Raw genomic sequence first — 13,614 nt, forward strand, 5'->3', positions numbered from 1 at the left:
CCGGCCGGGCCGCCGTCGGCATGCTCCGGCACGGCCGACGCCGCTCCGCGACGGGGCGTCGGCACGACCGGAACCAGGGCGCCGGGCGTCCGCCGACCCGGGCCGGGCGGGCCCGAGGGTCGGCTCGCCCCGGGCCGGGCGGGCCCGGGGTCGACGTGCCCGGAACCGGGCGAGGGCTCTGCGCCGGCTCGCCCGGGGACTGGTGGCGGGAGTCAGCTCGCCCGCGGCCAGCGGGGCCGGGCGGCGGGAGCCGACCGCCCGGCGACGGGCCGCAGGCCGGGCCGCACCGGCGGCGCGGTGACCCGCGGGACCGGGCCACGCGCCGCCTGCGCCGCGGCGGCGGGACGGGCGACCTGACCCGGAACCGCCCGCGCCGGCTGCCCCGGGACGGGACGTCCGGCCTGACCGGGTACGCCGGGCCGCGCGACCTGTCCGGGTACGCCCGGTCGCGCCGCCTGGCCGGCGGTACGGGCGACCTGACCGGCCGGACGGGCGCCGGACGGCCCGGTCAGCACGAACGGGAAGGGCACGTGCACGAACGGGTTGCCGTGCCGGATCAGCGCGTCGATCTGGCGGTCGTTGAGACCGTGTGTCTCCAGCACGCGCCGGCCCCAGCGATGCAACCGGCAGGGGAACGACGACCCGTCGTTGCGGCACTTCGGCCCCGCGGGCCACTCCTCGGCGGCGTGCACCACCACCGCCCGGACCGCGAGGCGGACGTCCTCGGGGGTCAACGGTGCCGGTACCGGCACCTCGCCCAGGATCTGGTCGATGGGATCCGTCGACTGCTCACCAACTCGCACGGCAGGCCTCCCGCAGCTCGGCAGCGGTGCGGCGGAACGGCCGCACCACATCCTCGATCACTGGTACGGCCGGATGACGGCAGCAGTTCAATCTCGCCACGCGGAGCGTCAGACGAGGCCGGCGTCCTGGACCAGCAGGGCCACCTGCACCCGGTTGTTCAGGTCGAGCTTCGTCAGCAGCCGCGACACGTACGCCTTCACCGTCGCCACGCTCATGAACAGCTCGGCGGAGATCTCGGCGTTGGTCCGGCCCCGCCCGAGCAGCAACGCGACCTCCCGCTCCCGCTCGGAAAGGTCGTCGAGCAGTCGTACCGCCCGCTCCCGCTTCGGGTCCGGGCCGGGCGCCGGCGCGGTGCCGGTCACGTGCGCGATGAGCTTGCGGGTCACCGCCGGGGACAGCGTCGCCTCCCCCGCCGCGACCCGGCGCACCGCGGCCACGATCTCGGCCGGCGGGGTGTCCTTGAGCAGGAATCCGCTCGCTCCGGCGCGCAGCGCCCGCAGCACCTGCTCGTCGGCGTCGAAGGTGGTGAGCACCAGCACCTCGGGCGGCTCGGCCGTGGCACGCAGCGTCTCGGTGGCGGCCAGCCCGTCGACCCGGGGCATGCGGATGTCCATCAGCACCACGTCCGGGGCGTGTGCGGCGACCGCCGCCGGCACCTCGGCGCCGTCGGTGGCCTCGCCGACCACGGTCAGATCGGGTACGCCGCCGAGGATCATCGACAGCGCGCCGCGGACCAGCGGGTCGTCGTCGACGATGAGCACCCGCACCGGGGCGCTCACCGGTCCGCCGCCCACGGCAGCCGGGCGGTCAGCCGGAACGTGCCGTCGGCGTCCCGCCCGTGTTCCAGGCTGCCACCGGCGAGCGTGACCCGTTCGGCGATGCCGACCAGGCCGGTACCGGTGCCGGGGATCGCGGTGGCCGGGCCGCCCACCGGCCAGGGGTTGCTGATCTCCACCACCAGCCCGTGCCCCGGGCCGCCGGCCAGCCGGACCGTCACCACCGCCCCGGGCGCGTGCTTGCGGGCGTTGGTCAGCCCTTCCTGCACGATCCGGTACGCGCTGCGCCCTATCGCCGCGGGCACCGCCTCCGGCTGGCTCACCTCGTCGACCACGCCGACCCGTACCCCGGCGTCGCGGCTCTCGGCGACGAGGGCGGGCACGTCGGCCAGCGTGGGCTGCGGCCGTTCCGGCGTCGCCTCGGAGCCGACCTCGGCCCGCAGCACGCCGATCACCTCGCGCAGGTCCTGCAGCGCGGCGTGCGCGCTGGCCCGGATCACCCCGGCGGCCCGCGCCACCTCCTCCGGCGGCGCGTCCGGCCGGAACTCCAGCGCGCCCGCGTGCAGGCTGAGCAGGGAGATCCGGTGCGCGAGTACGTCGTGCATCTCCCGGGCGATCCGGCCGCGTTCGAGCTGCCGGGCCTGATCGAGCCGGAGCTGCTGCTCGGCCTCGGCCCGCTCGGCGCGGTCGCGCAGGGACAGCACCAGCTGGCGGCGGGCCCGGACGAACAGCGCCCACGCCACCACCACGCAGATGAACAACGCGGTCCAGATCACCGAGCCCCAGAACGGCATCGTCGGGTCGGGCCGGACGGCGAGGTAGACCGGCAGGCTCAGCACGTTCCACGCCGCCAGGGCCAGGCCCACCGGCAGCGGCCGGTGCACGAGCACGGTGAACGTGATGACGAGCAGCGCGAGGCCGGAGGTGACCGAGAAGAACACCAGCGGCGCGGTGGCCAGCGCCAGCCCGACCGGCCAGCGGCGGCGCAGCCAGAGCGCGCCGCTGACGAGCAGGCCGACGAGCAGGTCGGCCTCCTCCAGCCAGGCCGGACCGGCGTTGAGGCCGAACTGCGGGGTGGCGCTGGTGACGTCGCCGTGCGTGATCAACACCCAGAGCAGCGAGGCCACGAACAGCACGCCGTCCACGAACCAGTCGCGCGGCGTCCGCCGGGCGGCCCGGGTGGGCACCAGGGACCCCGGCAGGAGCCAGGGATGATCGGGTACGGCGGCGCTGGTCACCCGTCCATGCTAGGAAGCCGCCCGGACCGGCTACCAGCTACCAAAGTCGACGCCTGCGGTGAACCGAGGTCGACATCGGCGCCGACCGTCGGCCGCAGCGCGCGACCGGGTGGCCCCGGCAGGCTCGACGGCATGATCGAAGTCGACCAGCTCACCAAGCGGTACGGCGCGCACACCGCCGTCGAGGACGTCACGTTCCGGTGCGAACCGGGCTCGGTGACCGGTTTCCTCGGGCCGAACGGCGCCGGGAAGTCCACCACCATGCGGATGATCTGCGGGATGACGCCGCCCACCTCGGGCGGCGCGACTGTCGGTGGCCGCCCGTACCGGCACCTGCCCAACCCGGGGCGGGAGATCGGCGTGCTGCTCGACGCGTCGGCGCAGCACGCCGGGCGCACCGGACGGGAGGCGCTCACGCTCGCCGCCCGCACCATGGGCGTGGACCGGGGACGGGTGGCGGCGGTGCTCGACCGGGTCGGGCTGAACGACACCGCGGCCCGGCGCCGCGTCGGCGCGTACTCCCTGGGCATGCGGCAGCGGCTCGGCCTGGCGCTGGCGCTGCTGGGCGACCCCCGGGTCCTGATCCTGGACGAGCCGGCCAACGGCCTCGACCCGGAGGGGATCTTCTGGATGCGCGGCCTGCTGCGCGACTTCGCCGACCGGGGCGGCACGGTGCTGCTCTCCTCGCACCTGCTGCGCGAGGTGGAGGCGGTGGCCGACCGGCTGGTGGTGATCGGCGGCGGCCGGGTGGTCGCCCAGGGCGGCAAGGACGAGCTGCTCGCCGGCGCCGGCACGCTGGTGCGCGCCCGCGACGCGCACGCGCTGCGCCTGACGTTGGAGCGGGCCGCGCTGCCCGCGTCCGCCGGCACCGACGGCGGCTTCGTCGTCCGGGCCGAGCCCGGCGAGGTCGGTCAGGCCGCGGCGGACGCCGGGCTGGTCCTCACCGAGCTGCGCCCGGCCGGCAGCGGCGGCCTGGAACAACTCTTCCTCACCCTCACCGCCGGCGCGTCGACCAAGGAGGCCGTCCGATGACCACCGCCACCCGCACCCCCGCACCGCCACGACCCGAGGCCACCGTCGCCGGCCCCTCGCTGGCCCGGCTCACCCCCGTGGAGCTGCGCAAGCTCGCCGACACCCGGGCCGGGCGGTGGTTGCTGATCACGATCGGGTTGATCGCCGCGGCGATCGTGGTGGTGCAACTGTTCGTCGTGGACGCGCCGGACCAGACGTTCACCGCCTTCTTCACCCCGTCGCTGCTGCCGGTCGGCCTGCTGCTGCCGGTGCTCGGCATCCTCTCCATCACCGGCGAGTGGTCGCAGCGCACCGCGCTCACCACGTTCGCACTGGTGCCCCGCCGGGAGCGGGTGATCGTCGCCAAGCTCGCCGCTGTGGTGCTCGCCGCCCTCGCCTCGGTGCTGGTCAGCCTGGGCGTCGCCGCCGCCGGCACGCTCGCCGCACGGGCCACCGGGGGCGCGGGCACCTGGACGTTCGACTGGCAACTGCTGCCGCACGCTGCCGTGTTCCAGGTGGCGAGCGTGCTGATGGGCGCCGCCTTCGGCCTGCTGCTGCTGAACACGCCGCTGGCGATCGTCACCTACCTGCTGCTGCCCACCGTGTGGAGCCTGCTCGCCGCGATGATCGAGGGCCTGCGCGCGCCGGCCCGCTGGCTGGACACGTCCTACACGATGGAGCCGCTGCTCGGTGCCGAGGTGACCGGCGGGCAGTGGGCCCGGCTCGGCGTCTCGCTGGCGGTCTGGGTGCTCCTGCCGCTGGCCGCCGGGCTGTTCCGGACCATGCGCCGGGAGGTGTCGTGACCGTGGCGGCCCGCGGACTCGGCGAGGATGTCGTGGTCGACGGCGGACGCGCCGAACTGGTGGTCATGTGGGCCGGTTTCCCGCTGCTCGGGGCCGGGCTCGGTGCCGGGCTGACCGCGCTGTCCGGCTGGATCGCCGGGCTGCCATGGTTTCCGTTCCAAGGCCTGTTCGAGCTGCTCGACGGGTGGCCGGACGAGCGGTCGTACCCGATCGGGGCCGGGGTGGGCGTGCTCGGCGGCCTGTTCCTGGCGTTGGTGGCCGTGCGGGACCGGTTGACCGTCACGGTCGGGCACCGCACGGTACGGCTGCACCGCGACGGGCACGGCCGGGACGTGGCCCGCGCCGACGTGGCCGGGGTGTTCGTCGACGGCGAGGCGCTGGTGCTGCTGGACACCGCCGGCGGCGAGCTGGCCCGGGAGAAGTCCGACCTGGACGCCGAGCGGCTGCGCGCGGCGTTCACCCGGCAGGGCTGGCCGTGGATCGGCGCGGATCCGCACCGGGACGCGTACCGGCGGTGGGTGGAGGGCCTGCCCGGCCTGCCGCCCGGCGCGGACGCCCTGCTGCGCGCCCGGCAGCGGGCGCTCGACGGCGGCCACGACGCCGAGACCCGGGAGCTGCACGGGGAGCTGGCCCGGCTCGGCGTCGTGGTCCGCGACGAGGGCAAACGGCAGTACTGGCGGCTGGTCGCCGGCCCGCCCCGGGGGTGAGAGCGGCCGTCGCGCTGCGATCTTCGCGCCGAGGATTTACGTTCGTCCATTGCGGGGTCACTGCTCGTCGGACGCGGTGGCCCCGGGGCGGTACGACGCGGGCGACGGGGAGGGGCCGGCAATGGCCGTGGCACAGGGCATCTTCCGGCGCAAGCCGGTCGAGCAGATCGCCGACGAGACCGACGAGGGCCTCTCCCGCGAACTGGGGTTGTGGCAGCTCACCGCGATCGGCGTCGGCGGCATCATCGGCGCGGGCATCTTCGCGCTGGCCGGGGCGGTGGCGAACGAGACCGCCGGCCCGGCCGTGCTGGTGTCGTTCCTGATCGCCGGCCTGGCCAGCGCCGCCGCCGCGCTGTCGTACGCGGAGTTCGCCGGCATGATCCCGAAGGCCGGGTCGGCCTACACCTACGGGTACGCGGTGCTCGGTGAGGCGGTCGGCTGGTTCATCGGCTGGGACCTGCTGCTGGAGTACACGGCCATCGTCGCGGTGGTGGCGATCGGCATCTCCGGCTACTTCGGCTTCCTGGTCAACGAGCTGGGCGCGGACCTGCCGGCCTGGATGCTCGGCGCGCCCGGCACCGGCGACGGGCACCGCGTCGACCTGTTCGCGGTGGTGCTCTGCCTGCTCATCGCGTTCCTGCTGACCCGGGGCATCAAGGCCGCCGCGCGGTTCGAGACGTTCGTGGTGGGCCTCAAGGTCGCTGTCGTCCTGCTGGTGATCGTGGTCGGCTTCTTCCACGTGAAGACCGCCAACTACTCGCCGTTCTTCCCGTTCGGCGTCGGCGGCGCGATCACCGGCGCGGCCACCGTCTTCTTCGCCGTCTTCGGGTACGACGCGATGAGCACCGCCGCCGAGGAGTCGCGCGACGCCCGCCGGCACATGCCCAAGGCGATCATCTGGTCACTTGTCATCTCGATGGTGCTGTACGTGCTGGCCACGCTGGTGCTCACCGGCATGCAGAACTACCGGGACATCGACCCGGAGAGCGGCTTCTCCTCCGCGTTCGCCTCGGTCGGGCTGTCCGGGCTCGCCAGCGTGATCGCGGTCGGGGCGATCATCGGCATCCTCACCGTGATGTTCACGTTCATGCTCGGCGTGACCCGGGTGTGGTTCTCGATGAGCCGGGACGGACTGCTGCCCGGCTGGTTCGCCAAGGTCCACCCGGTACGTCGGGTGCCGACCCGGGTCACCTGGATCGTCGGGGTCGGCTCGGCGCTGATCGCCGGTTTCCTGCCGATCCGGCAGGCCGCCGAGCTGACGAACATCGGCATCCTGCTCGCGTTCGTGGTGGTGTGCGTGGCAGTGATCGTGCTGCGCTACCGCCGCCCGGACGCGCCGCGGACGTTCCGGCTCCCCGGCATGCCCGTGGTGCCGGCGCTCGGCGTGATCTTCTCGATCTGGCTGATCACGTTCCTCGACCCGGTGACGTGGCTGCGGTTCGGCGCCTGGTTCCTGCTCGGCGCGGTCGTCTACGCCCTGTACGGCTACCGCCGTTCGGCGCTGGCCCGGCGCGACGGGGACACCGCCGGCACGCCCCGCTGACCGCGCGCCGCCCCCGGCACCCGGCTCAGGCGGCGATCACCACCACTGCCAGCGCGGCGAAGGCGGCGGACAGCGCCGCGCCCGTCCAGCGCCGCCACCGTGGCGTCCCGGCCACGAGCGGCAACCCGCGCCAGCGCTGCGCGGCGGGCACCACGGCGGCCCCGGCGAGCGCCACGCCGAGCGGCCAGACCCAGCCCGGCACCACCGACCAGTCGCCGAGCCGGTGGCCGAGGCCGAGCGAGACCACCGCCCAGACAGCGTCGGAGAGCACCGTCACCCGGTCCGTTCCGCGTCGCGCGGTGCTCCAGAGGGAGAGCCCGCCGAGGAACGTGAACGCCAGCGCGAGCGCGGCGCCGATCCACCCGTCCAGGCCCGTCGACTCCTCCGCCGCGTCACCGCGGACGCCCAGCAGCCGCAGGCCGATCGGATCCACGTCGCGGGTGGTGTTGCCGAGCACCACCACGCCCCGGTCGGCCGCCCGGTCGAAGCCCAGGTAGGCCCGGAATCCGCCGGTGCCCCCGTTGTGCCAGACGATCTCCCGGTCGCCGTGACGGCTGGTGAACCAGCCGTACCCGATCCGGCGATCGTCCCCGGCGTCGAAGCGGGGCGTGGCGGCGTCGGCGCCGGGGGCCGTGCCGGCGAGCATCGCGGCGGTGAGCCGGGCCAGGTCCTCGGCGGTGGACCAGATCCCGACACCGGCCGGGGCGTACCCCGCGCCCAGCCACGGGTCGGCGGGCCGGTCGGCGGCGGTGGCGCCCTCGGCCCGCCCGGCCGGGAGGTCGTCGGCGCCGGTGGCGGCGACGGTGGCGGTCATGCCCAGGGGATCCAGCACCTCGCGCCGGATCAGTTCCGGATAGTCGACTGCGGCCCGGGCCGCAAGCGCCTGGCCGAGCAGCGCCGCGCCGAAGTTCGAGTAGGACACGGTGCCACGGTCGTCGGGCTCGGTACCCCTGGCGGCGGTGACGATCCGCTGCACGTCGTAGCCGGCGTACGCGTTCCCGGCGGTGGACGTCGCCCACCACGTGCGGACCATGGCGCCCGCGGAGTCGAGTGCCAGCCGGGGTAGCCCGGCCCGGTGACTGGCCAGTTCGGCGAGGGTGACCGCACCGGCCGGGCCGGTCACGTCCGGCAGCACGTCGGCCAGCCGGTCGTCGGGACCGACCGCGCCGGACGCGACCTGCCGGGCTAGGAGCATGCCGGTGAGCGGCTTGGCGATCGAACCGATCTCGAACGGGGTGCCCGGTTCGACGGCCGGCCCGCCGGGAGCCCGGTTGCCGAGGCCCGCGACGCGGACCCGGTCGCCCTCGATCACCGCCACCGCGAGGCCGCGCAGGTTCTCGGGGTCGTCGACGGCGGCGCGGACGGTCGCGGCCAGTTCCGCGTCGCCTGTCCGCTCCGGGCCGAGGTGCGGGGGCCCGGGCATGAGGACCGCCGCCGCGGCCGCCGCGACGAGTCCGGCGGCGGCGAGAACGATCGGGGTACGCATGGTGCTGCCTTCCGTCGGGGTGGATGGCCGGGTCAGCGGCGGGCGGCGGTGAGGATGGCCAGGAGCGGCACCACCCGCTCGGGCGGGATGTCGTAGCGCCCGCGGGCACCGCTGCGCAGCCAGCCCGCGGCGGCGAGTTGCCGCAGGTGGTGGTGGAGCTGGCCGGTGGTGCCGATCCCGTCGAGCTCGGCCAGCTCGGCGGTGCCGTGCCGGCCGCCGAGAACCTCCCGCAGCAGCCGCAGTCGCACCGGGTGTGCCAGCGCCGTGAGCGTGCCGGCCAGCACCGCCCAGTCGTCGTCGAGCAGGTCGTCGACTGTGGCGCTGTACTGCCAGTCGTAGTTCCGGTCCCCGGTGCGGACGGCGCCGGTGTAGAGCACCGCGCCCGCACCGTCGGCGGGAATCCGCTGCTTCAGGCCGCCGAGTGCCCAGAAGACGTCCTCCGGTGTGACGTCGGTTTCCGGGTGGGCGCCGGCCATCCGGGCCACCTGCGCTTCCAGGGCCGCGAGCCGTTCCTCCACGCTTGCCACGGCACCCAGGGTACGGAAGTACGCACCTACGTACAAACGAACAAGATCGTGGAGCTGCCGGTGCCGCCACATCCGCTGGCGCGTTTCCGGCATCAGAACGAACTGTTCGGGCATGTTCTCCGTACACACGTGTGGTTCGTGACGTCTACCTCGGAGGCATGGTGTCCGCACTTCGAACTGATCCATTCGCGGGGGCGATTCTCCAGGTCGGCGTACTCGCGGCCCTGGCCGGCACGGTCGGCCTGAGCGCGTACGGCTGGCTGGCCGGTCTGCTCTTCGGGGTGGTGACGGTCGCGGCGCTCGGATACGGGCTGCGCCGCTCGGGCGCGGAGCGGCTCGGGCCGGCCGACTGGGTGACGCTCACCCGGGCGACGCTCGCCGGAGGCGTGGCCGCGCTGACCGTCGACTCGTTCCGCGAGCCGATCGTGGTACCGGTGCTGGTCGCTCTGAGCGCGGTGGCGCTCTCCCTCGACTGGGTCGACGGGCAGGTGGCCCGGCGTACCGGCACGACCAGCGCGCTGGGCGCCCGGTTCGACATGGAGGTCGACTCCTTCCTCGTCCTGGTCCTCTGCGGATACGTCGCCGACCAGGTGGGCGCCTGGGTGCTGGTGATCGGCGCGATGCGGTACGTCTTCGTCGCCGCCGGCTGGGTCCTGCCGTGGATGCGCGGCTCGCTGCCGCCGCGCTACTGGCGCAAGGTGGTGGCCGCCACGCAGGGCATCGCGCTGGCGGTGGTGGCGGCGGGCGTCCTGCCCCGGCTGCTCGCCGTCGCGGTGCTTCTCGGCGCGCTCGCGATGCTCGTCGAGTCGTTCGGCCGTGACGTCGCCTGGTTGTGGCGGCACCGCGTACGGCCGGTGCCGCGCGCACTCCCGGCCGCGCCGGTCTCCCCCGCACCGGCGGGCCACCGGCCCGAGTGGACGCCGGGCGTGCGGATCGCCCGCGAGCCCGCCGAGGTCGGCGGTCGGCACCGGTGACCGACCTGTCCCGCCGGGCGGACGGCGACGACGCCCCGGACGCCACCACGACCGACGACAGCGAGACCGCCACCACGACCGACCACAACGAGACCGGCACCACGACCGACGACGCGCCGGCGCCGGGGCGGCGGCGCTCCCGGCGGGTGCTCGCCGCCACGGTCACCGCGCTGGCCGCCGCACTCGTGCTTGTGGCACTCGTCGCGCCGAGCGACATCAACGAGTTCACCCCCCGCGCGTTCCTGCGCATCCCGGTGGAAGGGCTGATCGCCGTCGCCCTGCTGCTGGTCCTGCCGCCGCGTCCGCGCCGGGTGGCGGCCACGCTGCTCGGCGCGCTGCTCGGCCTGGTCCTCGTCCTCAAGGTCACCGACCTGGGGTTCTCGCTGGTCCTGGACCGCCCCTTCGACCTGATCGCCGACTGGACGTTCCTCGGCGCGGGCGCGGAGTTCCTGTCCGAGTCGTACGGCCGGGCCGCCGAGGTGGGCGCGGTGGCGCTGGCGGTGGTCGCCGTGCTCGCCGTACCGCTGCTGGTGACGCTGTCGGTGCGGCGGCTGACCCGGGTCGTGGCCGGTCACCGGCGGGTGACCGCGCGCGCGACCACCGCGTTCGCCGCCGCCTGGGTGGTCTGCGTCGTGCTCGGCGCGCAGATCGTGCCGGGCGTCCCGGTTGCCGCCGGCACGGTGGCGTCCGGTCTCTACGACCGGGCCCGGCAGGTACGGGCGGGCCTCAACGACCAGGAGACGCTGAACACCCAGCTCGCCGGCGACCCGTTCCAGACCATGCCGGGCGAGGAGATGCTCACCGCGCTGCGCGGCAAGGACGTGCTGTTCACGTTCGTGGAGAGCTACGGCCGGGTCGCGGTGGAGGATCCGGACCTCGCGCCGGAGGTGGACGCCGTCCTGGACGAGGGGACCCGGCAGCTACGCGCGGCCGGGTACGGCAGCCGCAGCGCGTTCCTCACCTCGTCCACCACCGGCGGTGGGAGCTGGCTCGCGCACGCCACCCTGATGAGCGGCATCCGGGCGGACAACCAGTTGCGCTACACCAACCTGGTCCGCAGCGACCGGATGACCCTCAACGGGGCGTTCAAGCGCGCAGGCTGGCGGACCACGCTCGTCATGCCGGCGCTCACCCGGGCCTGGCCGGAGGCCGAGTTCTTCTCCCCGGACAAGGTGTACGGCGTGAAGGAGCTCGGCTACCGGGGGCCGCTGTTCAGCTTCTCCTCACCGCCGGACCAGTACACGCTGGCGGCGTTACAGCGCAGCGAGCGCGGACCGGGACACGCCCCGGTGATGGCCGAGATCCCCCTGCTGTCCAGTCACATCCCGTGGACGCCGGTACCGCCGCTGGTCGACTGGGACGACGTCGGGGACGGCTCGGTCTACAAGGGGACGGCGCGCGCCGACCGCTCGGCGGAGGGCACCCGGGAGGCGTACCGGCAGGCGGTGGTCTACACGCTGCGCACGCTGATCTCCTACGTGCAGCGGTACGGTGACGAGAACCTGGTGCTCGTGTTCCTCGGCGACCACCAGCCGGCCCGGGCGGTCACCGGCGAGGGCGCCGGCAAGGACGTGCCGATCACCGTCGTCGCCAAGGACCCGGCCGTGCTCGACCGCATCGCCGGGTGGGGCTGGCAGGACGGCCTCAACCCCGGCCCGCAGGCCCCGGTCTGGCCGATGGAGTCGTTCCGCGACCGGTTCCTGCACGCGTTCGGACCGAAGTCCACCACTCACAGTTAGGGAAGTCGTGACGATGCTCGCACGGGCCTGGGGGATCACCCGTTCCCTGGCCGTCTACCACGGTCAGCCGGCCAAGCACCGGCGTGCCCGGCAGCTCTACGGGCAGTTCCTCTCCCCCGGTGACCTCGGCTTCGACATCGGCGCCCACGTCGGCGGCCGGGTCCGCACCTGGCGACGGCTGGGCGCACGCGTCGTCGCGGTGGAGCCGCAGCCGGACTGTCTGCGGGTGCTTCGCCTGGGCTTCGGCCGGGACGCCGACGTGACGATCGAACCGACGGCGGTCGGGGCGCGGTCCGGGAGCGCACGGCTGGAGCTGTCGTCGGCGACGCCGACGGTGTCCACCATGTCGTCGTCGTGGATCGAGTCGGTCACCGCCGATCCGAGCTTCGCCGGGGTCCGCTGGGACCGGTCGGTCGAGGTGCCGGTGGTGACGCTCGACGACCTGGTCGCGCGGCACGGCGTACCGGCGTTCTGCAAGGTCGACGTCGAGGGTTTCGAGGTCGACGTGCTGGCCGGGCTGAGTCACCCGGTGCGCGGACTGTCGTTCGAGTACCTGCCGCCCGCGCACGACTCCGCGCTGGCCGCGTTGGAGCTGGTGGAACGGCTGGGCGCGTCGGCGGGTGGCTACCGCTACAACTACTCGCCGGTGGAGACCATGCGGTTCGCGAGCGACAGGTGGCTGGACGCGGCCGAGCTGGTGCGCCTGCTGGAGACGTACCGCCCGGCCGGTCGTTCCGGCGACGTCTACGCGCGGCTGGCGGCCTCGTGACGTAGCGGCGCCACGTCCCTCTCCTCAAACCGGCCGACGGCGACTAGCATCGCTGATCATGGATATGAAGCGCGTCACCCGCTCGCGACCCGGGCGGCTGATCGCGACGGTCGTGCTCGCCGTCGCGGTCGCGGTCCCGCTCGGCGTGACCGGCGCCGCGTCGGCCGCGACGCCCCTGACCGTGGCGCAGGCGCTCGCCGTCCAGGACGGCCGGACGGCCACCGTGACCGGCTACGTCATCGGCCAGCCCACCGCCACCACCACGGTGCTCACCTCCGGCTTCACCGCGGACACCGCGATCGCCCTCGCCGACCAGGCCGGCGAGACCGGCACGAGCCGGATGCTGTACGTGCAGGTGACGGCCGCCTGGCGGGGCACCTTCGGGCTGCTCACCAACCCGTCGCTGCGCGGGCGGCAGGTGACCGCGACCGGCGCGCTCACCGCGTACTTCAGCCACGGCGGGCTGAAGAACCCGACCGCGATGAGTCTCGGCGGCGGCGCCACGCCGAGTCCCACGCCGACCCCGAGCCCGACCGGCACCGCCGTGCCGGACGCCTACTACGCGGCTGCGTCCGGCAAGACCGGGCCGGCGCTGCGCACCGCGCTGCACGGCATCATCAAGGTGCAGACGAAACTCAGCTACGACCAGGTGTGGGACGCGCTGAAGGACACCGATCAGGATCCGGCCAACCCGGCCAACGTGATCCTGCTCTACAGCGGACGGTCGCAGAGCAAGACGAGCAACGGCGGCGGCGCGAACGACTGGAACCGGGAGCACGTCTGGGCCAAGTCGCACGGCGACTTCGGCACCGCCACCGGTCCCGGCACCGACGTGCACCACCTTCGCCCGGAGGACGTGTCGGTCAACTCGTTGCGCGGTAACAAGGACTTCGACGCGGGCGGCGGCACGGTCGCCGAGGCGCCCGGCTGCTACACCGACGCCGACTCGTTCGAGCCGCGCGACGCGGTGAAGGGCGACGTGGCCCGCATGATCCTCTACATGGCGATCCGGTACGAGGGCGGCGACGGCTGGCCGGACCTGGAACCGAACGACTCGGTCTCCAACGGCTCCGCGCCCCGGCTCGGGCGGCTGTCGAAGCTGCTGGCCTGGAACGACCAGGATCCGCCGGACGCCTTCGAGAAGCGCCGCAACCAGCGCATCTACGAGCGCTGGCAGGGCAACCGCAACCCGTTCGTCGACCACCCCGAGTGGGCGCGGTCGATCTGGAGTTGACGC

At 74.3% G+C, this 13,614-nt stretch carries 13 protein-coding genes; 8 read left to right on the forward strand and 5 right to left on the reverse strand.

The window, feature by feature from the left end; all coding sequences use genetic code 11:
• Positions 1–212: 212 nt before the first annotated feature.
• From O7607_RS06930 to O7607_RS06940, 3 genes are all read right to left on the reverse strand, one after another.
• Entirely contained in the window at positions 213–803 is a 591-nt protein-coding gene (locus tag O7607_RS06930) for a hypothetical protein (RefSeq protein ID WP_269701831.1), read from the reverse strand.
• Between the two features lie 108 nt (positions 804–911).
• Positions 912–1,583: a response regulator gene (locus O7607_RS06935; protein WP_442929470.1), complete on the reverse strand. Its 672-nt coding sequence runs from the start codon at positions 1,581–1,583 to the stop codon at positions 912–914.
• A complete protein-coding gene (locus tag O7607_RS06940; RefSeq protein ID WP_269701835.1) occupies positions 1,580–2,818 on the reverse strand; it encodes a sensor histidine kinase in 1,239 nt (412 codons plus the stop codon). The genes O7607_RS06935 and O7607_RS06940 overlap by 4 nt, the downstream gene beginning before the upstream one ends.
• A 132-nt stretch (positions 2,819–2,950) precedes the next feature.
• Here O7607_RS06940 and O7607_RS06945 point away from each other — a divergent pair, with 132 nt between their 5' ends.
• The 4 genes from O7607_RS06945 to O7607_RS06960 all read left to right on the forward strand — a co-directional run bounded on the left by O7607_RS06945 (position 2,951) and on the right by O7607_RS06960 (position 6,882).
• Entirely contained in the window at positions 2,951–3,850 is a 900-nt protein-coding gene (locus O7607_RS06945; protein WP_269701837.1) for an ABC transporter ATP-binding protein, read from the forward strand.
• Entirely contained in the window at positions 3,847–4,632 is a 786-nt protein-coding gene (locus tag O7607_RS06950; RefSeq protein WP_269701838.1) for an ABC transporter permease, read from the forward strand. Before O7607_RS06945 ends, O7607_RS06950 begins: the two co-directional genes overlap by 4 nt.
• Positions 4,629–5,339 (forward strand): YqeB family protein, encoded by a 711-nt coding sequence (locus O7607_RS06955; protein ID WP_269701839.1) that lies wholly within the window; start codon positions 4,629–4,631, stop codon positions 5,337–5,339. The genes O7607_RS06950 and O7607_RS06955 overlap by 4 nt, the downstream gene beginning before the upstream one ends.
• 121 nt (positions 5,340–5,460) lie before the next feature.
• Entirely contained in the window at positions 5,461–6,882 is a 1,422-nt protein-coding gene (locus tag O7607_RS06960; RefSeq protein ID WP_269701840.1) for an amino acid permease, read from the forward strand.
• 25 nt (positions 6,883–6,907) lie between these two features.
• On the opposite strand, the gene O7607_RS06965 is transcribed toward O7607_RS06960, so the two are convergent.
• Positions 6,908–8,368, reverse strand: coding sequence for a serine hydrolase domain-containing protein (locus O7607_RS06965; RefSeq protein WP_269701841.1), 1,461 nt, complete (start codon positions 8,366–8,368; stop codon positions 6,908–6,910).
• A gap of 32 nt (positions 8,369–8,400) precedes the next feature.
• Complete coding sequence (locus O7607_RS06970; protein WP_269701842.1) at positions 8,401–8,895, reverse strand: ArsR/SmtB family transcription factor; 495 nt, start codon at positions 8,893–8,895, stop codon at positions 8,401–8,403.
• Between the two features lie 158 nt (positions 8,896–9,053).
• Here O7607_RS06970 and O7607_RS06975 point away from each other — a divergent pair, with 158 nt between their 5' ends.
• Genes O7607_RS06975 through O7607_RS06990 form a run of 4 tightly spaced genes read left to right on the forward strand, consistent with a single transcriptional unit; the run spans position 9,054 to position 13,611 of the window.
• Positions 9,054–9,869 (forward strand): CDP-alcohol phosphatidyltransferase family protein, encoded by an 816-nt coding sequence (locus O7607_RS06975; RefSeq protein WP_269701844.1) that lies wholly within the window; start codon positions 9,054–9,056, stop codon positions 9,867–9,869.
• Positions 9,866–11,608, forward strand: a complete 1,743-nt coding sequence (locus O7607_RS06980; protein ID WP_269701846.1) for a sulfatase — start codon at positions 9,866–9,868, stop codon at positions 11,606–11,608. Before O7607_RS06975 ends, O7607_RS06980 begins: the two co-directional genes overlap by 4 nt.
• A 13-nt stretch (positions 11,609–11,621) precedes the next feature.
• Positions 11,622–12,377 carry an FkbM family methyltransferase gene (locus tag O7607_RS06985; RefSeq protein WP_269706908.1) on the forward strand — a complete coding sequence of 252 codons (756 nt, stop codon included), beginning with the start codon at positions 11,622–11,624 and terminating at the stop codon, positions 12,375–12,377.
• 58 nt (positions 12,378–12,435) lie between these two features.
• Complete coding sequence (locus O7607_RS06990) at positions 12,436–13,611, forward strand: endonuclease (RefSeq protein ID WP_269701848.1); 1,176 nt, start codon at positions 12,436–12,438, stop codon at positions 13,609–13,611.
• The last annotated feature ends 3 nt before the right edge of the window (positions 13,612–13,614 follow it).

The sequence above is a fragment of the Micromonospora sp. WMMA1949 genome (assembly GCF_027460145.1).
In the GTDB taxonomy this organism is placed as follows: Bacteria; Actinomycetota; Actinomycetes; order Mycobacteriales; family Micromonosporaceae; genus Micromonospora.